This is a genomic window from Streptomyces sp. NPDC104371, from assembly GCF_055583785.1.
Map to the genome: position 1 here is coordinate 49,854 of NZ_JBVJNF010000006.1, position 21,867 is coordinate 71,720.

Genomic DNA, 21,867 nt, shown 5'->3' on the forward strand with positions numbered 1-21,867 from the left:
CCACCTAGGCCCTGGCCCGCTAGGCCACCGGGTGGCCCGCCCGCGGCGCCGGTTCCCGGTGCGCCCACTGCGGGGTCGGCTCATGTGCCGAGGACGACGGCTCCGCGACGGTCGGGGACGGCGACGGCGGGTCGGGCTCCTGGGGCGGCGACGGCGCGGAAGACGTGCGGGTCGGGAGCGGCTCGGCCTTCGTCGGCGCGGGCGGTACCGGCCTGCCGCTGCCGTCGTCCCCCTTCGGGGCCTCCCCCTTGGCGGGCGGCTCGGGGTCCCGGCTCTCGGCGTCGCCTCGGGACGCCGACGCGGAGGGTGCGGCGGAGGCCCCGGGCGCGCCCGACGTCGCCGGGCCTCCCTTGACCGTGGCGCCGCCTGCCGCCTTGCCGTCACCGCCGCTTGCCCGCGCCCGCGCCCCGCCGTCCGGGGCGGTCCCGCCGTGCCGCCCTGCCGAGTGCGCGGGCCGGGGGCTGCCCGCGTCGTCCCCCACGCTCATGCAGCCGGCACTCGCGACGACGGCCAGCACCGTGACGGCCAGACGGACGGGTACGTAACAGGCGGGCACGGGCAGCCACCTCCGCTAGGGGTCTCCCCTGTCCGGCGAACTCCCGCGCGCGAGCGGGGCAGAGCGCGCGGGAAGCTGCCGAGAGGTCGGGGACGGTCGAGGAGTCCCCCTGCCCAACTCCCGCCACCCGCAAGAGGACACGCGGCCACGCGAAGAGAACATCACCCGTCCGGGGACCATCGCCTCACCCGTCCGGGGGCCTGGGCGTCACCCGTACCCGAGCACGTGCAACCGCTCGTCGTCGATCCCGAAGTGATGGGCGATCTCGTGCACCACCGTCACCTCCGTCTCGGCCACCACGTCCTCGCGCGTCTCGCACATCCGCAGGGTCGGCCCCCGGTAGACCGTGATCCGGTCCGGCAGCACGCCCGCGTACCACTCGCCGCGGTCCGTCAGCGGAGTGCCCTCGTAGAGCCCGAGCAGGTCGGGATCGTCGGCGGGCGGCTCGTCCTCGACGAACACCGCCACGTTGTCCATCAGCCGCGTCAACTCCGGTGGAATCCGGTCGAGCGCCTCGGCGACCAGTTCCTCGAACTCCTCGCGCGTCATCTCCAGCACAGGGCCATTGTCCGGTACGGCGGGTCCGCGGGGCAGCCGCGAATCCGTCCCGCATAGCCGCGCCCGGAACTGGGCATACGGGACCAATGGCCAGCGTCCTCGCCGCAGCCCCGCGCCGCCTGCTCAGGGCGGCGGGTGCCCTCGCCCGACGCCACCGCTCTCGGCGCCCGCCGCCCGCCACCTCACTCGTCCCCCGGCCGCACCCCTGGCTCCACGCGCTCGGCATGGTCGGCGTCGTGCTGCTTGGCGCCTGGCTCGGCCTGCTGATCGTGGGCGACGTACGCGTCCCGGTGGGCCCGATGGACACCACCATGACCCTGCGCCCCTCCCTCACCGGCGGCACGAAGATCAACGTCTCCCCGCTCGGCGCGCTGCGGCTGGACAGCCACCAGGCCCCCGTCCGCCTCGACGTCAACGTCGACCGACTCGACCCGGTCCGCGCCCAGGCGCTGGTCGACCACCCCGAGCGGCTCTCCGGCCTCCAGCAGGAGGTCACCCACGACGTGGAACACGGCACCCTCGATCTCGCCGTGCGCTCCTGTGTCGCGGTGGTCTTCGGCGCCACCGCACTCGGCCTCGTGGTCTACCGCCGCCCGCGCCGCGCCCTGACCGCAGGCGGCCTGGCCCTCGCGCTCCTCACCGCCTCGGGCACGACGGCGTACGCCACCTGGAACCCGGCCTCGGTCCTCGAACCGAGGTTCTCGGGCCTGCTCTCCTCCGCCCCCTCCCTGGTCGGCAACGCGCGCAGCATCGTCACCGAATTCGACGTCTACCAGCAGGAGTTGGCGCGCCTGGTGACCAACGTGACCAAGCTGTACGACGCCACGTCCACCCTCCCCGCGTACGAACCCGACCCCACGACGATCCGGGTCCTGCATGTCTCGGACATTCACCTCAACCCGGCGAGCTGGAAGATCATCGCGTCGCTGGCGCGGCAGTACCGCGTGAACGTGATCGTCGACTCGGGCGACACCATGGACCACGGGACGGCGGCGGAGAACGGCTTCCTGGACCCGGTCGAGGACCTGGGCGCCCCGTACGTATGGGTCCGCGGCAACCACGACTCCCGCACCACCCAGCGCTATATGGAGCGGATGAAGAACGTCCATGTGCTGGACGACGGCAGGGCGATCACTCTCGCGGGCCTGCGCTTCGCCGGGATCGGCGACCCGCAGTTCACCCCCGACCGCTCGGCCGCGCCCGGCGGCGACCGCGCCGAAGAGCTGGCGGGCGCCCGCCTGGCCTCCGCCCTGAGCGACCAGAAGGCCGCCGGGACCCCCGTCGACATCGCCATCGCCCACGAGCCGACGGCCGCCCGCGAGACGGACGGCGAGGTGCCTCTGGTGCTGGCCGGTCATCTGCACCGGGAGAAGATGGAGGTCATGCCGTACGGCACCCGGCTGCGCATCGAGGGCTCGACGGGCGGCAGCGGACTGCGCGCGGTCGAGGACGACGACCCGGACCCCATCGAGGCCTCGATCCTCTACCTGGACCGGGACACCCGCCGCCTCCAGGCCTGGGACGAGATCAAGCTCGGCGGACTGGGCCTCACGGCGGCGGAGGTGACCCGCCACCTGCCCAGGGAGAACCAGCCGGGCGCACACCCGACACCCGCGCCCCGGGACCGCTCCGGCACGCCCCGGACGCCCGCCCCCTAAACCGTTTTGGCGAACCCTCCCCCCATCCCATATGCTTCTCACGTCCCCGACGCGCTGAGAAGCGCGCAGGCGGGCCGATAGCCCTCATCGTCTAGCGGCCTAGGACGCCGCCCTTTCAAGGCGGTAGCACGGGTTCGAATCCCGTTGGGGGCACGCACAACCGTGTGCGACACTGTCGTACACAACGCTTGGTCCTGTGGAGCAGTTTGGAGTGCTCGCCACCCTGTCAAGGTGGAGGCCGCGGGTTCAAATCCCGTCAGGACCGCTGAGGTTTCACGTGAAACCTCGTGGCTGGGTAGCTCAGTTGGTACGAGCGTCCGCCTGAAAAGCGGAAGGTCGCCGGTTCGACCCCGGCCCCAGCCACCGTTGATGAGAGCCTCATCCCTTGCGGGATGGGGCTTTCGTCGTGTCGAAGTTCGTTTCGCAGCTCGTGCCGAAGGTCGCGTCGCACGTCGTGTCGCGTGTCCCGCCCCTCCTTGGCATGTCCTCTCCCGGCCGCTACGTTTCGAGCAAGTCGACGCAATCGTTCGAACGGGGGAATCATGCGCCGGGATCAGGCGAAACTCGCCGGAGCTGTCGAGGTGGAGAAGGACCGCGCCCGCTACGGCTTACTCGCGGTCCTCATCAGCAATGTCGCGATCGCCGGGGTCGTGATCTTCGGTGTGTGGCGGCTGGACGGCGACAAGTCGGTGATCGTGGGCGTGCTCAGCGCGGCGTTCACCGCGATGAGCGGGATGACCACCGCGTACCTGGGCATCAAGGCCGTCTCCAACACCGCCACCGCGATGACCCAGGACAGGGCTCCCCGCGAGCAGCCCGCGCCTCCGGTCCCACAGCAGCCGAGCGGCGGCTGAGCGCACCCGATCGCCCGCCCCGAGGGCCGCGGGGGCGACCCGCCGAACCGCCGGAGGCAAATCGTTAGCCAGGAATTTCGCCAAGGTGAGATCCTGGACCGCGTATGTCTACGCATCCCGCCCCCGCCCTCGGCACCCTCGCCCGCCGCCTGACCGAGCTGTCCCTGCGTGACGCGCACCGTCTCGGCCGCAGGCTCGAAGGCGCGCGCAAGATCCGCAAGCCCGAGGCCCGGACCGCCGTACTCGCCGAGATCGAGGCGGAGGTCGTCAAGGCCGAGGACAGGATCGCCGGGCGCGCCGCCCGCGTCCCGGCCGTCACGTATCCCGAGCAGCTTCCCGTCAGCCAGCGGAAGGACGCGATCGCCGACGCCATCCGCGACCACCAGGTCGTGATCGTGGCGGGCGAGACCGGCTCCGGCAAGACCACACAGATCCCCAAGATCTGTATGGAACTCGGCCGTGGCGTACGGGGCATGATCGGCCACACCCAGCCCCGCCGTATCGCCGCCCGGACGGTCGCCGAGCGCGTGGCCGAGGAGCTGGACACGCCCCTCGGCGAGGCCGTCGGCTGGAAGGTGCGCTTCACCGACCAGGTGAACCCCGACGCCACCTTCGTGAAGCTGATGACGGACGGCATCCTGCTCGCCGAGATCCAGACGGACCGCGAGCTGCGCGCCTACGACACGATCATCATCGACGAGGCCCACGAGCGGTCCCTCAACATCGACTTCCTGCTCGGCTACCTCGCCCAGCTCCTGCCGCGGCGCCCGGACCTCAAGGTCATCATCACCTCGGCCACGATCGACCCCGAGCGCTTCTCGCGGCACTTCGGCGACGCGCCGATCATCGAGGTCAGCGGTCGTACCTACCCCGTCGAGGTGCGCTACCGCCCGCTCCTCGAGGAGAACGGCGACGACGCCGACCGCGACCAGATCACCGCGATCACGGACGCCGTCGAGGAACTCATGGGCGAGGGCAAGGGCGACATCCTCGTCTTCCTCTCCGGGGAGCGGGAGATCCGCGACACGGCGGACGCCCTGGTCAAGAAGCAGTACCGGTTCACCGAGGTGCTGCCCCTCTACGCCCGGCTCTCGCACGCCGAGCAGCACCGTGTCTTCCAGCAGCACACGGGCCGCAGGATCGTCCTGGCCACCAACGTGGCCGAGACCTCGCTGACCGTCCCGGGCATCAAGTACGTCATCGACCCCGGCTTCGCCCGTATCTCGCGCTACAGCCATCGCACCAAGGTCCAGCGCCTGCCCATCGAGCCGGTCTCCCAGGCGAGCGCCAACCAGCGCAAGGGCCGCTGCGGCCGTACGTCGGACGGTATCTGCATCCGCCTGTACAGCGAGGACGACTTCACGACCCGGCCCGAGTTCACGGACGCGGAGATCCTCCGGACGAACCTCGCCTCCGTCATCCTCCAGATGACCGCGGCCGGTCTCGGCGACATCGAGAAGTTCCCCTTCATCGACCCGCCGGACCACCGCAACATCCGCGACGGCGTCCAGCTCCTCCAGGAACTGGGCGCGCTGGACCCGGCGGAGAAGGACCCGCGCAAGCGGCTCACGGACACCGGCCGCAAGCTCGCCCAACTGCCGGTCGACCCCCGCCTCGCGCGGATGGTCCTGGAGGCCGAGCGCAACGGCTGTGTCCGCGAGGTCATGGTCATCGCCGCCGCGCTGTCCATCCAGGACCCGCGCGAACGCCCCTCCGACAAGCAGGCCCAGGCCGATCAGCAGCACGCCCGCTTCAAGGACGAGACCAGCGACTTCCTCGCCTACCTCAATCTGTGGCGGTACCTCCGCGAGCAGCAGAAGGAGCGCGGCTCGTCGTCGTTCCGCCGGATGTGCAAGCAGGAGTACCTGAACTTCCTGCGCATCCGCGAATGGCAGGACATCTACACCCAACTGCGCACCGTCGCCAAGCAGATGGGCATGCAGCTCAACGAGGAGGACGCCCCGGGCGACCGCGTCCACGTCTCGCTCCTCGCCGGGCTGCTCTCGCACATCGGGCTGAAGGACGTGAAGGAGTCCAAGGACTCCGGGGCCGGCGCCCGCAAGGACGGCGGACGCAACGAGTACGTGGGCGCCCGCAACGCCAAGTTCGCGATCTTCCCGGGCTCGTCCCTCTTCAGGAAGCCGCCGCGCTTCGTGATGTCCGCCGAGCTGGTGGAGACGTCCCGGCTGTGGGCGCGCGTCAACGCGAAGATCGAGCCCGAGTGGGTGGAGCCGCTCGCCGGTCATCTGCTGAAGCGGACGTACAGCGAACCGCACTGGGAGAAGGACCAGGCGGCCGTGATGGCGTACGAGAAGGTGACGCTGTACGGCGTTCCGATCGTCGCCCAGCGGAAGGTGAACTACGGCCGTATCGACCCGGAGGCGAGCCGCGAGCTGTTCATCCGCAACGCGCTCGTCGAGGGCGACTGGCGCACGCACCACAAGTTCTTCGCCGTGAACCGCAGACTCCTCACCGAGGTCGAGGAGTTGGAGCACCGCGCCCGGCGCCGGGACATCCTGGTCGACGACGAGACGCTGTTCGACTTCTACGACCAGCGGGTGCCCGAACACGTGGTGTCCGGCGCCCACTTCGACTCCTGGTGGAAGCACAAGCGCCATGAGCAGCCCGACTTCCTCGACTTCGAGCGCGAGATGCTCATCAACGAGAAGGCGGGCGCGGTCACCAAGGACGACTACCCCGACTCCTGGCGGCAGGGCCGGCTGAAGTTCAAGGTCACCTATCAGTTCGAGCCCGGCGCGGACGCGGACGGCGTGACGGTCCACATCCCCTTGCAGGTCCTCAACCAGGTTGAGGACGACGGCTTCGACTGGCAGATCCCGGGGTTGCGCGAGGAACTGGTCACCGAGCTGATCCGCTCCCTGCCCAAGCCCGTCCGCCGCAACTACGTCCCGGCGCCGAACTACGCGAAGGCGTTCCTGGAGAAGGCGTCGGCCCCGGAGGCCGACGGCCAGGCGCAGTCCGCTCAGGAGCCGCTGACGGTGGCGATGGCGCGGGAGCTGAGACGGATGGTCGGCGTGCCGTTCGAGGCGGCCGATTTCGACTGGTCGAAGGTGCCGGACCACCTCACGGTCACGTTCCGGATCGTCGACGAGCGGCGCCGCAAGCTCGCCGAGGACAAGGACCTCACGGCCCTGAAGCTCAAGCTGAAGCCGAAGGCCCGCAAGGCGCTCTCGCAGGCCGCGGCGGCCACGGCCGAGCGGCAGGGCGGTACGTCGCTGGAGCGTACGGGCCTCACGGACTGGACGATCGGCTCGCTGACCCGCGTCTTCGAGACGCGCCGCGCCGGCCAGCCGGTGAAGGCGTATCCGGCGCTGGTCGACGACGGCGACACGGTCTCCGTACGCCTCTTCGACACGGAGGAGGAGCAGGCGCAGGCCATGTGGCAGGGCACGCGGCGCCTGATCCTGCGGAACATCCCGGTGAACCCGGCGAAGTTCGCGTCCGAGAAGCTGACGAACGCCCAGAAGCTCGGTCTGTCGGCGAACCCGCACGGCTCGATCCAGGCCCTGTTCGACGACTGCGCGACGGCGGCGGCGGACCGGCTGATCGCGGACTTCGCAGGGCCTGCCTGGGACGAGGAGTCGTATCGGAAGCTGTACGACCGGGTGCGCGCGGAGATCGTCGACATGACGGTGCGCACGGTCGGGCAGGTGCAGCAGGTGCTGGCCGCCTGGCAGTCCTGCGAGCGCCGTCTGAAGGCCGTACGGAGCCCGGCGCTGCTGGCGAACCTGACGGACGTACGGGCGCAGGTCGACGCCCTGGTGAAGCCCGGCTTCGTCACCGCGGTGGGAGTGCGGCGCCTGCCCGACCTGATGCGCTATCTGATCGCCGTGGACCGCCGGGTGCAGCAGATGCCGACGAACGTCCAGCGGGACACCACGCGGATGGAGAAGGTCCAGGAGATGCAGGACGAGTACGCGTGGCTGCTGGAGCAGTTGCCGCAGGGCCGCCCTGTCCCCTCCTCGGTCCTGGACATCCGCTGGATGATCGAGGAGCTGCGGGTCAGCTACTTCGCGCACGCGCTGGGCACGGCGTATCCGGTCTCGGACAAGCGGATCGTGAAGGCGATCGACGCGGCCGCACCGTGACGGCCACCGGGTGACGGACGGTACACGTTGGGTGAGTTCGACCCGGGGGCTCACCCTCCTGTACAGTCTCTTCTCGCAGCGCACCGCACGATCCGCGCCGCGAAACCTGGTCCTGTGGAGCAGCTTGGAGTGCTCGCCACCCTGTCAAGGTGGAGGCCGCGGGTTCAAATCCCGTCAGGACCGCAGTAAAGCCCCGCATCTTGAAGGTGCGGGGCTTCTTCGTGCTCGCGTACGGCTGCCGTGGTCCACTCGCCGCCGGACGCCGTGGGACTTGACGGCGTCACATTCCCCCGGTACCCCGGAAGCCAGGGCCAAAGGGCTGTTCGAGCCCAGGAGGTGGCGTATGGCGACGTCCGTTCGACACAAGACGCGTGCTCTGCTCCGTGCCCATCTGGCCGCCGCTTCCGGCCTCCGTCATGTGACGTGGCACTGCGCGGTCTGCCGCCAGTTACAGCTCCTGGCGACGGAACCGGCCCCGTACGGCGAGGAGAGCCCGCAGGCGGTCTTCGTGGACGAGAGCCCCGCCGGCGCCTCCCAGGCGTGACAGAGGCCCTTGAGGGCCGTCCGGAACTCGCACCCGGCCGCCTCCGGACACGCGCGCCCATTCGCCCAACACCCTTTCCACGCAAGCGTGTTCCTCTAGCAAAGAGAGCACGAGCGCAACAAGAACCCGGGCGTGTGACGGGTGTCACGACATAACTTTGAGGAACCGCGTCCCTTACACCCCGCCTACAAAGGGTCAATTTAATATGTGCAATTGCACCTCCCCCGAGGGCCCCGCACAACAGATCCGACACCCCTCCCCAGACCTCCACAGGGCCGCTCATGAATCGGGGCTGATGGGGGTGGGTGGGGCAACAAAAAAGATCGCGCTGGACCCGGCGGAGTCCAGCGCGATCGATGACGCACCCTTGTCGTGCCTCAGATGACCTCGGGGGAGGGCTCTGTTGGGGCAGAACCCGCGTCAGTTGGAGCTGTGGGTGGACGTCGCGGCAGATTGGGGGGTCTGACGGTATGTCCGGTTATGCAGTTGTTCAGGCCTCGCTGCGCTGCTGCGGGATACCCGCCAGCAGGGCGCGAACCTCGGCCTCGCGGTAGCGGCGGTGGCCGCCGAGCGTACGGATCGACGTGAGCTTGCCGGCCTTCGCCCACCGCGTGACCGTCTTGGGGTCGACGCGGAACATCGTGGCGACCTCAGCCGGGGTCAGCAGCGGCTCGGCATCAGGGGTGCGAGCTGTCATGAGCGGCCTCCTCGGGAGAACCGAACCTTCTCGGTTCTTTCCTCTAAATTCTGCACCTTGACCCGCGTTGCCCGATATGGCGGACGCGAGTCGAGTCGGTTATAGGACGAACGGCTTGTCCTCGGCACTACAACTACACCATCTGTCCAGCCGCGTCGGCCAAACCGATGGAATTGCCCTCCCAGGTGTTCATCAGCGACGGAAGCCGATGGACCATGCCATAGCGGACAGTCACGCCACTGTGACGATCAGTCACAGGGCGATCAGGAGGCCCCAGACCCCCCAAAGCACGCAACGCAGAGAATCCGAACATGAGTGGACAGGCGGAACCTCCCCCGGGCTCCTTGTCCTATTTTGGCATGAGGAGGGCCGTTAGGCGCAAGGTCCTTGTAAGTGCGGTCCGTCACGCTTGACAGCATTAGCCCGGATCTGAGGCCTACGTCCCGCGCATCTGTCTGCGGCACGTCAACCCTGGGCCAAGACTTATCACTTCATCATGTCTCACGGGTCACAATTCGCGCACCGGTTCGTCGCAGCTCTGCTGTCAGTTCGCCGAGCGGCGGTCCCGTACGGCCCGCCAGCGCTCCACCAGCCGCCCGTACGCCTCCCCCGCGGTGACCCCGTCGCCCCGCCGCAGCGCCTCGATGCCCTCGGCGACATCCGCGGCCGAGTGGTCCCCGTCCAGCTCCGCGGCCGGCAGGGCGTGCACGAGCCCGCCGTAGTCCAACTCGACCAGTGAGCGCGGATGGAACTCCTCCAGCCAGCGCCCCACTTCCACCAGCCCGTCGATGAGCGGCCCCTCGTCGATCGTCTCCCGCAGCGTCCGCAGCGCCCGAGCGGTGCGCCGCCGCGCCTGCACCATGGGCGTGCGATAGCGAAGCATCGGCGGGATCTCGCCGGACCCCTTGTCATAGCGCCGCTCGCCGTCGGAGACGAGCACGAACCAGTTCAGCGGCACCTGCCAGGTCGCGGTGCGGATCCACGGCCGCGCGTCCGGGTTGCGGGCCAGCCAGCGCTCGTAGTCCTGGGCGGCCTGGCGGCGCACCACGGGCGGCAGGACCGCGTCCAGCACCGGCACGGGCAGTTCCTGGTCCGGCTCGCCCAGCGCCTGCCAGCCGCGCAGCCGCGTGCGCCACGGGCAGACGCACAGCGCCCCCTCGACCTCGGTCACGAAGGCGTCGCCGCTCTCGTGCACCGGCACGGCGACCGGCGGGGTGGGCAGCAAGTCGGCCAGGGAGCGGCGCAGTTCGTCCTGGTACGAGGGGCGGTCGGGGCGGCGGGCGTACCGCTCCCAGTGGCCGCGCTCCGGCTCCGGGAAGGCGGCCAGCGGCTCGTACACGCGCAAGTAGGACGCATACGGGACGATCACCGAGGACACCTTGGGCACGCCTGCTCCCTCCCCATCGGACCGCACCCGAAACCCGTCCGGGGGCGGCCGGGCCGGGGGCGGAAAACCATGGCAAATCGTGCCATGGGCCCGGCATGGCCGTACGCGCCGTACTCCAAGCAGGGGTGATCCTGAGCACGACACCGCCGACAGGCACCCGCACGTTCTACGCTCATGCCCACCGGGCCCACCACCCGTACGGGCCCGCCCCAACCGCCGCTACTCATCCGGGAGTCACCACCGTGACCGACGTAACCGACGGCGTCCTGCACACCCTGTTCCGCTCGGATCAGGGAGGCCACGAGCAGGTCGTGCTCTGCCAGGACCGGGCCAGTGGCCTCAAGGCCGTCATCGCGATCCACTCCACCGCCCTGGGCCCCGCCCTCGGCGGTACCCGCTTCTACCCCTACACGACCGAGGAGGAGGCCGTCGCCGACGCGCTGAACCTCGCGCGCGGGATGTCGTACAAGAACGCCATGGCCGGGCTGGACCACGGTGGCGGCAAGGCCGTGATCATCGGTGATCCCGAGCGGATCAAGACCGAGGACCTGCTGCTCGCGTACGGCCGGTGCGTGGCCTCGCTCGGCGGCCGGTACGTGACCGCGTGCGACGTCGGCACGTACGTGGCGGACATGGACGTCGTGGCCAGGGAGTGCCCCTGGACCACCGGGCGCTCCCCGGAGAACGGCGGCGCGGGCGACTCCTCCGTGCTCACCGCCTACGGCGTCTTCCAGGGCATGCGCGCCTCCGCCCAGCATCTGTGGGGCGACCCGACGCTGCGGGGCCGCAAGGTCGGCGTCGCCGGCGTCGGCAAGGTCGGGTACTACCTGGTCAAGCATCTGCTGGAGGACGGCGCCGAGGTCGTGATCACGGATGTGCGGCCGGACGCCGTGCGCCGGATCACCGACGCGCACCCCGAGGTCGCCGTGGCCGCCGACACCGAGGCCCTGATCCGCACGGAGGGGCTGGACATCTACGCCCCCTGCGCGCTCGGCGGAGCGCTGAACGACGCCACGGTGCCGGTGCTGACGGCGCAGGTGGTGTGCGGCGCGGCCAACAACCAGCTCGCGCACCCGGGCGTCGAGAAGGACCTCGCGGACCGCCGGATCCTGTACGCGCCGGACTACGTGGTCAACGCGGGCGGTGTCATCCAGGTCGCCGACGAACTGCACGGCTTCGACTTCGACCGGTGCCGCGCGAAGGCCGCGAAGATCTTCGACACCACGCTGGCCATATTCGCACGTGCGAAGACGGACGGCATTCCGCCCGCCGCCGCGGCGGACCGGATCGCCGAGCAGCGGATGGCCGAGGCACGGACGGAGGCTCGCTCGGGCGTCACCGCGCAGAGGTGAGCAGGCGTGACCGGTACCCGCCGACGGGAGAGGGAGAGAACTCTCACTCTTATCGGCGGGTCGTCCGCCAATTAGTGGTTAAAATCGGCCGTGACCAGCGAGGACGGGGTACCTCGGCGGTCTTGGGCACACGCCCGCCCACGGGCGACGTACCGTATGGGCGTGGGCTCAGGTACCGTGGAAGCCCTACGGACCGGTCTCTCCGAGGAGAGCCCGTTCTGGATCATGAACGCGTGTCAAGACTCTGGGGCCGTCGAGCCCTGTCATCGAGGGGGTCGAGCCATGGGGCGCGGCCGGGCCAAGGCCAAGCAGACAAAGGTCGCCCGCCAGCTGAAGTACAACAGCGGTGGGACAGATCTGACGCGGCTTGCCAATGAACTGGGCGCATCGACTTCGAGCCAGCCGCCGAACAGCGAGCCGTTCGAGGACGACGAAAACGACGACCCGTACGCACGGTACGCGGATCTGTACAACGACGACGATGAGGACGACGAGGACGACCAGTCCGGTCCCACGTCACGGCGGCGCGGCGCTTGACGTAGCACGCTTCGCAGATTCCGCATCTAACTGCACCTCACCCGGCCCGGCGCCTCGGCACCGGACCGGGTTTCGTGCTGCCGCTCAAGCGTAGTCACCCACCAGGGCCGCGCCCGTCTCGTGGCCGTCCCGGTCGGTGATCTCGCCGGCGACCCATGCCTCCACGCCGCGGTCGGCCAGGGCGGCGAGCGCCACGTCCACCGACTGCTCGGGGACGATCGCGATCATGCCGACGCCCATGTTCAGCGTCTTCTCCAGCTCCAGGCGCTCGACGTCTCCGGTCTTCCCGACCAGGTCGAAGATCGGCGCCGGGGTCCAGGTCGCACGGTCGACGACCGCGTGCAGCCCGTCCGGGATCACCCGGGCGAGGTTGGCCGCGAGCCCGCCACCGGTGATGTGGCTGAACGCGTGCACCTCGGCGGTGCGGGTGAGCGCCAGGCAGTCCAGCGAGTAGATCTTCGTGGGCTCCAGAAGTTCCTCGCCGAGGGTCCGGCCCAGCTCCTCCACGTGCTGGTCGAGGCCGAGCTTCGCCCGGTCGAGCAGCACGTGGCGGACGAGTGAGTACCCGTTCGAGTGAAGTCCGGAGGCGGCCATGGCGATCACGACGTCACCCTTGCGGATGCGGTCGGCGCCGAGCAGCCGGTCGGCCTCCACGACGCCCGTACCGGCGCCCGCGACATCGAAGTCGTCCGGGCCGAGAAGACCGGGGTGCTCCGCCGTCTCGCCGCCGACCAGGGCGCATCCGGCGAGCACACAGCCCTCGGCGATGCCCTTCACGATCGCGGCGACGCGCTCCGGGTGGACCTTGCCGACGCAGATGTAGTCGGTCATGAACAGCGGCTCGGCGCCGCAGACCACGATGTCGTCCATGACCATGGCGACCAGGTCGTGGCCGATGGTGTCGTAGACGCCCATCCGGCGGGCGATGTCGACCTTGGTGCCGACCCCGTCGGTGGCGGACGCGAGCAGCGGGCGCTCGTAGTGCTTCAGGGCGGAGACGTCGAAGAGACCGGCGAAGCCGCCGAGGCCGCCGAGGACCTCGGGGCGCTGCGTCTTCTTCACCCACTCCTTCATCAGCTCCACCGCGCGGTCGCCCGCCTCGATGTCGACGCCCGCCGCCGCGTAGGAGGCACCGGAGGTTCCCGTCGATGGGGTCGACCGATCGAACGCAGTAGACATTGCCTGGGATCTTTCGGGTTGGGGGGAGGGGCTCACGGACGGCGGATGGCGTCCGTCGCGGCCGTGTCGGCCGGACCGGCCGACAGCTCGGTCTCCAGGAGCTGCTTGCCCAGCAGCTCGGGGTCCGGCAGCTCCATCGGGTACTCACCGTCGAAGCAGGCGCGGCACAGGTTCGGCTTGGCGATGGCGGTCGCCTCGATCATGGCGTCGAGGGAGATGTACGCCAGCGAGTCGGCGCCCAGCGAGGTGCCGATCTCCTCGACCGTCATGCCGTTGGCGATCAGCTCGGCGCGGGTGGCGAAGTCGATGCCGAAGAAGCACGGCCACTTCACCGGCGGGGAGGAGATCCGGATGTGGACCTCGGCGGCTCCCGCCTCACGCAGCATCCGCACCAGCGCCCGCTGGGTGTTTCCGCGCACGATCGAGTCGTCGACGACGACCAGGCGCTTGCCCTTGATGACGTCCTTGAGGGGATTCAGCTTCAGGCGGATGCCGATCTGGCGGATCGTCTGCGAGGGCTGGATGAAGGTACGCCCGACGTACGCGTTCTTGACCAGTCCGGCGCCGAAGGGGATGCCGCTCGCCTCCGCGTAGCCGATGGCGGCCGGGGTGCCGGACTCCGGGGTCGCTATGACCAGGTCGGCCTCGGCGGGGGCCTCCTTGGCGAGGCGGCGGCCCATCTCGACGCGGGAGAGGTAGACGTTCCGCCCGGCGATGTCGGTGTCGGGGCGGGCCAGGTACACATACTCGAAGACACAGCCGCGAGGCTTCGCATCCGCGAATCGCGACGACCGCAGACCGTTCTCGTCTATCGCGATGAACTCGCCCGGTTCGACCTCGCGGACGAAGCTGGCGCCCGTGATGTCGAGCGCGGCGGTCTCGGAGGCGATGACCCAGCCGCGCTCCAGGCGGCCGAGGACCAGCGGACGGATGCCCTGCGGGTCGCGGGCCGCGTAGAGGGTCTGCTCGTCCATGAAGACGAGCGAGAAGGCCCCCTTGACCTGCGGAAGGACCAGCGGGGCCGCTTCCTCGACGGTCAGCGGCTTGCCGTCGTCGTCGACCTGGCCCGCGAGGAGCGCGGTGACGAGGTCCGTGTCGTTCGTCGCGGCCACCTGGGTGGCGCGGCCGTTCTCCTTGGGGAGGGCGGCCACCATCTTGGCGAGCTGCGCCGTATTGACGAGGTTGCCGTTGTGACCGAGCGCGATCGACCCGTGGGCCGTGGCGCGGAACGTCGGCTGGGCGTTCTCCCACACGGAGGCGCCGGTGGTCGAGTAGCGGGCGTGACCGACCGCGATATGACCTTGGAGCGAACCGAGAGAAGTCTCGTCGAAGACCTGGGACACCAGGCCCATGTCCTTGAAGACGAGGATCTGGGAGCCGTTGCTGACCGCGATTCCCGCGGATTCCTGACCCCGATGCTGGAGGGCGTAGAGCCCGAAGTACGTGAGCTTTGCGACCTCTTCGCCCGGAGCCCAGACACCGAAGACGCCGCACGCGTCCTGGGGGCCTTTCTCACCGGGGAGCAAGTCGTGATTGAGTCGACCGTCACCACGTGGCACGTCCCCGAGTGTATTCGAGGCCGACCGCTGGTCCGAACTGGGGAGGGGGCCGATCTCCGGGCCCCTCACCCCCGGCCCCTACCGGGCGTACGGCGTTTTCGCTGGTCAGCAGCGCTTGGCGAGTCGTCCGGGGCATACCCGCGCAGCACGCGGACGCGGTGATTCCCGTTCTGCGGAATTGAGTGAGGCGTCACACATCCCGCGCGCTCTTGGACTCCCGTCTCAGGCCATGAGCGGCAGCAGCGCCGTGAGGTCGGCCCGGTCCCCGCTCGCGCTGACGCGGGCGTCCGCCAGGGCCTCCCGCCACGGCGTCCGCCCCGTGGCCAGCCGGATCCAGGTCAGCGGGTCGGTCTCGACGACGTTGGGCGGGGTGCCGCGGGTGTGCCGGGGGCCCTCGACGCACTGCACGACGGCGTACGGCGGAATGCGCACCTCGGTCGAGGCACCGGGTGCCTTCACCGCGAGGGCGTCGGCGAGCAGCCGGGTCGCGGCGGCGAGTGCCTGGCGGTCGTACGGGATGTCGAGCCCGGGAACGGCGGCGTTCAGGTCGTCGGTGTGGACGACGAGTTCGACGGCGCGGGTGACGAGGTAGTCGGCGAGCGGCAGGGCGCCGCGGTGGGTGGCCAGCAGCCGGGTGCCGGGGTACGTGTCGAGCTGCCGCGTCAGGTCCTGCTGGGCCTCGGCGAGGCAGGCGTCGAGGTCGGGGGGGTCCTGGGCGAGCCACCGGGTGAACGCGTCGATGGCGGCGGCGTCGGCGGAGGTGGCGAACGGCCAGTCGAGCAGCGAGGCGTCCTGCCGCGCCGGCTCCGGCAGCTCGAGGGCGCGGCCGACCGCGGTGACGGCCATCCCGATGTGCGCGACCAGTTCCCGTACGGTCCAGCCCTCCAGCCGTGTGGGGAGGGCGAGTTGCTCGGGCGTCAGGGTGCGTACGGCGTCCCGTACACCCGCGAGCTGGGCGAGCACCGCGGTGCGGGTCTTCACCGGATCGTAGGTCCTGGTGCGCTTCTTGGCCGGGGGCATGGCGGTGAGCCTAGGGCCTGTTGCGAAAGTCCCGCCTGCCTGGCGACGCCCGGCACGGCACCTCGCCGCGTTGTCGGGATCACCCGCGTACATCCAGTACGCGGGCGACCCTCCGCCTTGCGATGCACCGCACCGGACGCCGCCAGGCCCGCCCTCCGGGCGAACGACGCGACTTTCGCAACAGGCCCTAGGCCTTGACCGCGTAGCCGCGCAGGCCCTTCGCGACCAGGTCGAAGGCGCGGTTCGCGCGGTCGGCGGCGTCGGCGGCGACCTCGTCGATGCTCTCGCCGGCCATGACGCGGCGGTAGTGCTCCTCGACGAGGGCGCCGCGCGCGGCGGTCAGCGTCGTGGCGGCGATCAGCGCGAGCGTGGCGTCGCCGGTCTCCTCGGTGAGCAGATCGGCCAGGGCCCGCGCGCCCTTCTCCGACTCGACGTAGGCACGTTCCCTCAGTACCGACGTCGCCATGATGACTTCGCGGATCCGGCGGGCGAACGGCTCGCTGTGCAGGCCGACCGATGGATCGCGCCCCTCGATCATCTCCAGGAACTGCCGTCGTACGGCGTCCACGGCCGACTCGCCGGGCGCGCGCTCGCGGACAGCGCGGGCGGCGTCCGAGAAGTGCTCGACCATGGGCCGGAAGACCAAATCCTCTTTCGTACCGAAGTAGTTGAAGACGGTCATCTTGGAGACGTCGGAGGCGTCGGCGATCTCCTGGACCGAGACGGCCTCGAAGCCCTTCTCCGCGAACAGGGCGATGGCGGTCCGGTAGATCCGCAGCCCCGTCTGGTGCTTCTTGCGCTCGCGCAGCCCCATCGCCTCAGCAGCCATGGCGCCACTGTACCAAGGCGAAATTTAGCCCGAGCCGAAATTTACTCCGCGATGAAATATTGACTCGATACATAAATCCGGGGCATGGTGCTGCCCATGACCGACACCCGACCGACCAGCGCCCGCCCGACCGACCCTCAACTGACCGACACCCAGCGCAAACTCGGCTTACTGGCCTGCCTCGTCACGATCGTCCTCGCCGTCCTGGACATGCAGATCGTCTCGGCGGCCACCGTGCCGATCGTCCGCGACCTCGATCCCGCGCACGGCATCGACAAGATCCCGTGGCTGGTCAGCGCCTTCTCGCTGGCGTCCGCCGCGATGCTCCCGCTCTACGGCAGGCTCTGCGACACCCTCGGCGCCAAGCCCGTCTTCCTCGGCGCCCTGAGCGCCTTCCTGGGCGGCTCGGCCCTGTGCGGCGCGGCCCAGTCGATCGGCATGCTGATCGCCTCCCGGGCCGTACAGGGCATCGGCGCGGGCGGGTTGATGAGCGTGACGATGGTCGTCATCGCCCAGCTCGCGGGGCCCGGCCGGAAGAAGAACCAGGGCGCCGGCACCGGCGGGATCGTCGCGGGCGGCGGTATGGCCGTGGGCCCCTGGCTCGGCGGCTTCCTCGCCGACCACGCGAGCTGGCGCTGGGCGTTCTACGTCAATCTGCCGCTCGGCATCGCCGCCCTGGCCACCGCGGTGGTCGTGCTGAAGCTCCCCCGCCCCGCCACCGGCCGCTCGATCGACTTCACCGGCGCCACGCTCGCCGCCGCGTTCTCCACCGCTCTGCTGCTGGTGACCGAATGGGGCGGCAAGCAGTACGCGTGGACCTCGCCGCAGATCACCGGCCTGGCCCTGGCCTGCGTCTGCGCTCTCGGGCTCTTCCTGCGCCGCCAGTCCACCGCCGCCGAGCCCATCCTGCCGCCCTCGCTCTTCCGCATCCGCGAACTGCGGCTGGGCTTCGCGATCCAGGGGCTGATGGGCGCGGCCATGATGGGCGTCATCTACTACGTGCTGGTCTACCTCCAGCTCGTCCGCGGCATCACCAGCTCCTCCGCCGGCCTGTATCTGATCCCCATGGCGGCAGGCATCATGGCGGTCGGCGTCATCACCGGGTGGCTCACCGAACGCGGCTGGTCCGAGCGGACGTTCGTGATCAGCGGGTCCGTGCTGTGCATGGCCGCCTACTTGGTGCTGGGCACCACCGGCACCCACACCTCCCTGTGGCAACTGCGGGCGGCCCTGCTGCTCGTCGGCCTCGGCTTCGGCCAACTCCTCGGGCAGTTGATCCAGTTGGTGCAGCAGTCGGCCCCGGTCCACCAACTCGGCGTCGCCACCACCGCGATCCGCTTCTTCCAGACCCTCGGCGGGGCCCTCGGCGCCACCCTCTTCGGCACCCTGCTGAACCGTCTCTACGACGGCCCCGGCGACGTCGGCTCCCTGGCCGTGCTGCGCGGCGCGGACCGTGCGGCGGGCCTGACCGCGTACGTCTCAGCGCTCGACACGGTGTTCCTGTGCGGGGCCGCGCTCATGGCGCTGTCCGTGCTGCTCGCCCTGAGGCTGCCGAGGACGCGACCGGTGGAGGCGCGGCCCGCCGAGGCCGTATGAGAAGGCCCCGCCCGGTGTCTGTCCCGGACGGGGCCCCTCAAAGGCGGGATCAGGCCAGCAGCGCCGGAATGGTCCCCTCGTGGGCCGTGCGCAGCTCCGCCAGGGGCAGCTCGAACTCGCCCTGCACCTCGACCGTGTCGCCGTCGACGACACCGACGCGGGTGACGGGCAGACCCCGCGCACCGCACATGTCGTTGAAGCGGATCTCCTCGGAGCGCGGCACGGCGACGATCGCGCGGCCGGCCGACTCGGAGAACAGGAAGGTGAACGCGTCCAGACCGTCGGGGACGACCAGCCGCGCGCCCTTGCCGCCCAGCAGGGCCGACTCCACGACCGCCTGGACCAGACCGCCGTCCGACAGGTCGTGCGCGGAGTCGATCATGCCGTCGCGGGACGCGGAGATCAGGATCTCGGCGAGCAGCCGCTCCCGCTCCAGGTCGACCCGCGGAGGCAGCCCGCCGAGGTGGTCGTGGACGACCTGCGACCAGGCCGAGCCGCCGAACTCCTCGTGGGTGTCGCCGAGCAGGTAGAGGAGCTGGCCCTCTTCCTGGAAGGCGACCGGGGTGCGCCGGGCGACGTCGTCGATGACGCCCAGCACCGCGACCACCGGGGTCGGGTGGATGGCCGCCTCGCCGGTCTGGTTGTACAGGGAGACGTTGCCGCCGGTCACCGGCGTGCCCAACTGCTGGCAGCCGTCGGCGAGTCCGCGGATGGCCTCCGCGAACTGCCACATCACGGCCGGGTCTTCGGGCGAGCCGAAGTTGAGGCAGTCGGAGACGGCCAGCGGCTTGGCGCCGGTGGTCGCCACATTGCGGTACGCCTCGGCGAGCGCGAGCTGTGCGCCCGTGTACGGGTCGAGCTTCGCGTACCGGCCGTTGCCGTCGGTCGCGATGGCGACGCCGAGCCCGGTCGACTCGTCGATCCGGATCATCCCGGAGTCCTCGGGCTGGGCGAGAACCGTGTTGCCCTGCACGAAGTGGTCGTACTGCGAGGTGATCCAGGACTTCGAGGCCTGGTTGGGGGAGGCGACGAGCCGGAGGACCTGCTCCCTCAGCTCCGCACCCGTGGCCGGGCGCGGCAGCTTGTTCGCGTCGTCCGCCTGGAGCGCGTCCTGCCAGTGCGGACGGGCGTACGGGCGCTCGTACACCGGACCCTCGTGCGCGACCGTCCGCGGGTCGACGTCGACGATCTTCCCGCCGTGCCAGTAGATCTCGAGCCGGTCGCCGTCGGTCACCTCGCCGATGTCCGTGGCGATGACGTCCCACTTGGCGCAGATCTCCAGGAACCGCTCGACCTTCGACGGCTCGACGACCGCGCACATCCGTTCCTGCGACTCGCTCATGAGGATCTCCTCGGGGGAGAGCGTCGAGTCGCGCAGCGGTACGTCGTCCAGGGTCACGCGCATGCCGCCGGAGCCGTTGGAGGCCAGCTCGGACGTGGCGCACGACAGACCGGCCGCGCCCAGGTCCTGGATGCCGACGACCAGCTTCTCGCGGAACGCCTCCAGGGTGCACTCGATGAGGAGCTTCTCCTGGAAGGGGTCACCGACCTGAACGGCGGGGCGCTTGGAGGGCTTCGCGTCGTCGAAGGTCTCGGAGGCCAGGATCGAGGCGCCGCCGATGCCGTCGCCGCCGGTCCGGGCGCCGTACAGGATGACCTTGTTGCCCGCGCCGGACGCCTTGGCGAGATGGATGTCCTCGTGCCGCATCACGCCGATGGCACCGGCGTTGACCAGCGGATTGCCCTGGTAGCAGGCGTCGAAGACGACCTCGCCGCCGATGTTGGGCAGGCCGAGGCAGTTGCCGTAGCCGCCGATGCCGGCGACGACGCCGGGCAGCACCCGCTTGGTGTCCGGGTGGTCGGCCGCGCCGAAGCGCAGGGGGTCCACGACGGCGACCGGCCGGGCGCCCATCGCGATGATGTCGCGCACGATGCCGCCGACGCCCGTGGCCGCGCCCTGGTAGGGCTCGACGTACGAGGGGTGGTTGTGCGACTCGACCTTGAACGTGACCGCGTATCCCTGGCCGACGTCCACGACACCGGCGTTCTCGCCGATGCCCACGAGCAGCGCGTCGGACTCGGGGGCCTTCTCGCCGAACTGGCGCAGATGGACCTTGGAGGACTTGTACGAGCAGTGCTCGGACCACATGACCGAGTACATGGCGAGCTCGGCGCCGGTCGGGCGGCGGCCCAGGATCTCGACGATCCGCTCGTACTCGTCCTTCTTCAGGCCGAGTTCGGCCCAGGGCAGCTCGACGTCGGGGGTCTCGGCCGCGTGCTCGACCGTGTCCAGAGGCGTCCGGCTCATGCGCCAACCAGTTTCTTGAGAATCGACGTGAAGAACGGCAGACCGTCGGTACGGCCCGTACCGATCAGCGGCTCGACGGCGTGCTCGGGGTGCGGCATGAGACCGACGATGTTCCCGGCCTCGTTGGTGATGCCCGCGATGTCACGGAGCGAGCCATTGGGGTTGAGGTCGAGGTAGCGGAACACCACCCGCCCCTCGGCCTCCAGCTTGTCGAGCGTGTACGCGTCGGCGACGTACCGGCCGTCCATGTTCTTCAGCGGGATGTGGATCTCCTGGCCCGCCTCGTAGTCGCTGGTCCAGGCCGTGCGCGCGTTCTCCACCCGCAGCTTCTGGTCGCGGCAGATGAAGTGGAGGTGGTCGTTGCCGAGCATCGCGCCCGGGAGGAGATGGGCCTCGGTGAGGACCTGGAAGCCGTTGCAGATACCGAGCACCGGAAGGCCGGCCTTCGCCTGCTCGATGACGGTCTCCATCACCGGCGAGAAGCGGGAGATGGCGCCCGCGCGCAGGTAGTCGCCGTAGGAGAAGCCGCCCGGCAGGACGACGGCGTCGACCTGGTGCAGGTCCTTGTCCTTGTGCCAGAGCGCGACCGGTTCGGCGCCCGCGAGGCGGATCGCGCGCTGGGTGTCCCGGTCGTCGAGGCTGCCGGGGAAAGTGACGACGCCGATACGAGCGGTCACTTCGCGGCCTCCGCCACTTCCTCCACCTTGACGGTGAAGTCCTCGATCACGGTGTTGGCGAGGAAGGACTCCGCCAGATCGCGGATACGGGCGAGCGCGGCGTCATCGACCGGCCCGTCCACCTGGAGTTCGAATCGCTTTCCCTGACGTACGTCGGAGATACCCTCGAATCCGAGCCGCGGCAGCGCGCGCTGCACCGCCTGGCCCTGCGGGTCGAGAATCTCCGGCTTGAGCATGACGTCGACTACGACGCGTGCCACTGGCACTCCCGGTGTGTGGTGCTGAGCAGGTCCCTTCAGACTACCCGCACAAAATTTCTACTCGCGTAGATTCGTAGCATCCTACGTGACCGCGGTCACGGCACAGTGGCGACCACCTGCGGAGATTGCAAGGAAAATCATTGGAAAATCCGTAGAGGGTGGGGAGAACATTGGCCCTCGGACACGC

Annotated in this window: 18 protein-coding genes and 4 tRNA genes; 11 read left to right on the plus strand and 11 right to left on the minus strand. The window is 69.9% G+C overall.

The window, feature by feature from the left end:
* Positions 1-19: 19 nt before the first annotated feature.
* Both ACZ60T_RS19485 and ACZ60T_RS19490 read right to left on the minus strand, forming a co-directional pair.
* A complete protein-coding gene (locus ACZ60T_RS19485; protein WP_469667010.1) occupies positions 20-556 on the minus strand; it encodes a hypothetical protein in 537 nt (178 codons plus the stop codon).
* 207 nt (positions 557-763) lie between these two features.
* Positions 764-1,114 carry a metallopeptidase family protein gene (locus ACZ60T_RS19490; protein WP_252426566.1) on the minus strand — a complete coding sequence of 117 codons (351 nt, stop codon included), beginning with the start codon at positions 1,112-1,114 and terminating at the stop codon, positions 764-766.
* 86 nt (positions 1,115-1,200) lie between these two features.
* Between ACZ60T_RS19490 and ACZ60T_RS19495 the strand changes: the two genes are divergently transcribed.
* The 8 genes from ACZ60T_RS19495 to ACZ60T_RS19530 all read left to right on the plus strand — a co-directional run bounded on the left by ACZ60T_RS19495 (position 1,201) and on the right by ACZ60T_RS19530 (position 8,279).
* Positions 1,201-2,772, plus strand: a complete 1,572-nt coding sequence (locus ACZ60T_RS19495; RefSeq protein ID WP_469667012.1) for a metallophosphoesterase family protein — start codon at positions 1,201-1,203, stop codon at positions 2,770-2,772.
* A gap of 80 nt (positions 2,773-2,852) precedes the next feature.
* A tRNA-Glu gene (locus ACZ60T_RS19500) sits at positions 2,853-2,925 on the plus strand.
* A 37-nt stretch (positions 2,926-2,962) separates the two neighbouring features.
* Positions 2,963-3,037, plus strand: a tRNA-Asp gene (locus ACZ60T_RS19505).
* Between the two features lie 24 nt (positions 3,038-3,061).
* Positions 3,062-3,135 (plus strand) — tRNA-Phe (locus ACZ60T_RS19510).
* A gap of 179 nt (positions 3,136-3,314) precedes the next feature.
* A complete protein-coding gene (locus tag ACZ60T_RS19515) occupies positions 3,315-3,626 on the plus strand; it encodes a hypothetical protein (protein ID WP_469667013.1) in 312 nt (103 codons plus the stop codon).
* Between the two features lie 104 nt (positions 3,627-3,730).
* Positions 3,731-7,735 carry an ATP-dependent RNA helicase HrpA gene (hrpA, locus tag ACZ60T_RS19520; protein WP_469667014.1) on the plus strand — a complete coding sequence of 1,335 codons (4,005 nt, stop codon included), beginning with the start codon at positions 3,731-3,733 and terminating at the stop codon, positions 7,733-7,735.
* A gap of 108 nt (positions 7,736-7,843) precedes the next feature.
* A tRNA-Asp gene (locus ACZ60T_RS19525) sits at positions 7,844-7,918 on the plus strand.
* A gap of 160 nt (positions 7,919-8,078) precedes the next feature.
* Positions 8,079-8,279 carry a DUF6274 family protein gene (locus tag ACZ60T_RS19530; RefSeq protein WP_365629113.1) on the plus strand — a complete coding sequence of 67 codons (201 nt, stop codon included), beginning with the start codon at positions 8,079-8,081 and terminating at the stop codon, positions 8,277-8,279.
* A 490-nt stretch (positions 8,280-8,769) separates the two neighbouring features.
* On the opposite strand, the gene bldC is transcribed toward ACZ60T_RS19530, so the two are convergent.
* Both bldC and ACZ60T_RS19540 read right to left on the minus strand, forming a co-directional pair.
* A complete protein-coding gene (gene bldC, locus ACZ60T_RS19535) occupies positions 8,770-8,976 on the minus strand; it encodes a developmental transcriptional regulator BldC (RefSeq protein ID WP_003949541.1) in 207 nt (68 codons plus the stop codon).
* Between the two features lie 544 nt (positions 8,977-9,520).
* The gene (locus ACZ60T_RS19540) at positions 9,521-10,363 is read right to left on the minus strand and encodes a DUF8083 family protein (RefSeq protein WP_469667015.1); all 843 of its coding nucleotides are present in this window, start codon (positions 10,361-10,363) and stop codon (positions 9,521-9,523) included.
* Between the two features lie 242 nt (positions 10,364-10,605).
* Between ACZ60T_RS19540 and ACZ60T_RS19545 the strand changes: the two genes are divergently transcribed.
* On the plus strand, positions 10,606-11,715 hold the full coding sequence (locus tag ACZ60T_RS19545; protein WP_469667016.1) for a Leu/Phe/Val dehydrogenase: 1,110 nt from the start codon (positions 10,606-10,608) through the stop codon (positions 11,713-11,715).
* 282 nt (positions 11,716-11,997) lie between these two features.
* A complete protein-coding gene (locus ACZ60T_RS19550) occupies positions 11,998-12,252 on the plus strand; it encodes a DUF3073 domain-containing protein (RefSeq protein WP_252426559.1) in 255 nt (84 codons plus the stop codon).
* A gap of 84 nt (positions 12,253-12,336) precedes the next feature.
* Here ACZ60T_RS19550 and purM read toward each other — a convergent pair whose 3' ends face one another.
* From purM to ACZ60T_RS19570, 4 genes are all read right to left on the minus strand, one after another.
* Positions 12,337-13,431, minus strand: a complete 1,095-nt coding sequence (gene purM, locus ACZ60T_RS19555; RefSeq protein ID WP_469667018.1) for a phosphoribosylformylglycinamidine cyclo-ligase — start codon at positions 13,429-13,431, stop codon at positions 12,337-12,339.
* Between the two features lie 32 nt (positions 13,432-13,463).
* Positions 13,464-14,990 carry an amidophosphoribosyltransferase gene (gene purF, locus ACZ60T_RS19560; protein WP_365629099.1) on the minus strand — a complete coding sequence of 509 codons (1,527 nt, stop codon included), beginning with the start codon at positions 14,988-14,990 and terminating at the stop codon, positions 13,464-13,466.
* 222 nt (positions 14,991-15,212) lie between these two features.
* Complete coding sequence (locus ACZ60T_RS19565; RefSeq protein WP_365629096.1) at positions 15,213-16,010, minus strand: maleylpyruvate isomerase family mycothiol-dependent enzyme; 798 nt, start codon at positions 16,008-16,010, stop codon at positions 15,213-15,215.
* 187 nt (positions 16,011-16,197) lie between these two features.
* Positions 16,198-16,839 (minus strand): TetR/AcrR family transcriptional regulator, encoded by a 642-nt coding sequence (locus ACZ60T_RS19570; RefSeq protein WP_469667020.1) that lies wholly within the window; start codon positions 16,837-16,839, stop codon positions 16,198-16,200.
* A 96-nt stretch (positions 16,840-16,935) separates the two neighbouring features.
* Here ACZ60T_RS19570 and ACZ60T_RS19575 point away from each other — a divergent pair, with 96 nt between their 5' ends.
* Positions 16,936-18,435: an MFS transporter gene (locus tag ACZ60T_RS19575; RefSeq protein ID WP_469667022.1), complete on the plus strand. Its 1,500-nt coding sequence runs from the start codon at positions 16,936-16,938 to the stop codon at positions 18,433-18,435.
* 49 nt (positions 18,436-18,484) lie between these two features.
* On the opposite strand, the gene purL is transcribed toward ACZ60T_RS19575, so the two are convergent.
* Genes purL through purS form a run of 3 tightly spaced genes read right to left on the minus strand, consistent with a single transcriptional unit; the run spans position 18,485 to position 21,680 of the window.
* Positions 18,485-20,743: a phosphoribosylformylglycinamidine synthase subunit PurL gene (purL, locus tag ACZ60T_RS19580; RefSeq protein ID WP_469667024.1), complete on the minus strand. Its 2,259-nt coding sequence runs from the start codon at positions 20,741-20,743 to the stop codon at positions 18,485-18,487.
* A complete protein-coding gene (gene purQ, locus ACZ60T_RS19585) occupies positions 20,740-21,420 on the minus strand; it encodes a phosphoribosylformylglycinamidine synthase subunit PurQ (RefSeq protein ID WP_365629085.1) in 681 nt (226 codons plus the stop codon). Before purQ ends, purL begins: the two co-directional genes overlap by 4 nt.
* A complete protein-coding gene (gene purS, locus ACZ60T_RS19590; protein WP_365629082.1) occupies positions 21,417-21,680 on the minus strand; it encodes a phosphoribosylformylglycinamidine synthase subunit PurS in 264 nt (87 codons plus the stop codon). The genes purQ and purS overlap by 4 nt, the downstream gene beginning before the upstream one ends.
* Positions 21,681-21,867: the final 187 nt, after the last annotated feature.

Excerpts from the sequence above, each read along its gene's own strand:
- ACZ60T_RS19495 (WP_469667012.1), top strand. The coding sequence starts at position 1,201 with ATGGCCAGCGTCCTCGCCGCAGCCCCGCGCCGCCTGCTCAGGGCGGCG.
- ACZ60T_RS19515 (WP_469667013.1), top strand. The coding sequence starts at position 3,315 with ATGCGCCGGGATCAGGCGAAACTCGCCGGAGCTGTCGAGGTGGAGAAG.
- hrpA (WP_469667014.1), top strand. The coding sequence starts at position 3,731 with ATGTCTACGCATCCCGCCCCCGCCCTCGGCACCCTCGCCCGCCGCCTG.
- ACZ60T_RS19530 (WP_365629113.1), top strand. The coding sequence starts at position 8,079 with ATGGCGACGTCCGTTCGACACAAGACGCGTGCTCTGCTCCGTGCCCAT.
- bldC (WP_003949541.1), bottom strand. The coding sequence starts at position 8,976 with ATGACAGCTCGCACCCCTGATGCCGAGCCGCTGCTGACCCCGGCTGAG.
- ACZ60T_RS19550 (WP_252426559.1), top strand. The coding sequence starts at position 11,998 with ATGGGGCGCGGCCGGGCCAAGGCCAAGCAGACAAAGGTCGCCCGCCAG.
- purM (WP_469667018.1), bottom strand. The coding sequence starts at position 13,431 with ATGTCTACTGCGTTCGATCGGTCGACCCCATCGACGGGAACCTCCGGT.
- ACZ60T_RS19565 (WP_365629096.1), bottom strand. The coding sequence starts at position 16,010 with ATGCCCCCGGCCAAGAAGCGCACCAGGACCTACGATCCGGTGAAGACC.
- ACZ60T_RS19570 (WP_469667020.1), bottom strand. The coding sequence starts at position 16,839 with ATGGCTGCTGAGGCGATGGGGCTGCGCGAGCGCAAGAAGCACCAGACG.
- ACZ60T_RS19575 (WP_469667022.1), top strand. The coding sequence starts at position 16,936 with ATGACCGACACCCGACCGACCAGCGCCCGCCCGACCGACCCTCAACTG.
- purL (WP_469667024.1), bottom strand. The coding sequence starts at position 20,743 with ATGAGCCGGACGCCTCTGGACACGGTCGAGCACGCGGCCGAGACCCCC.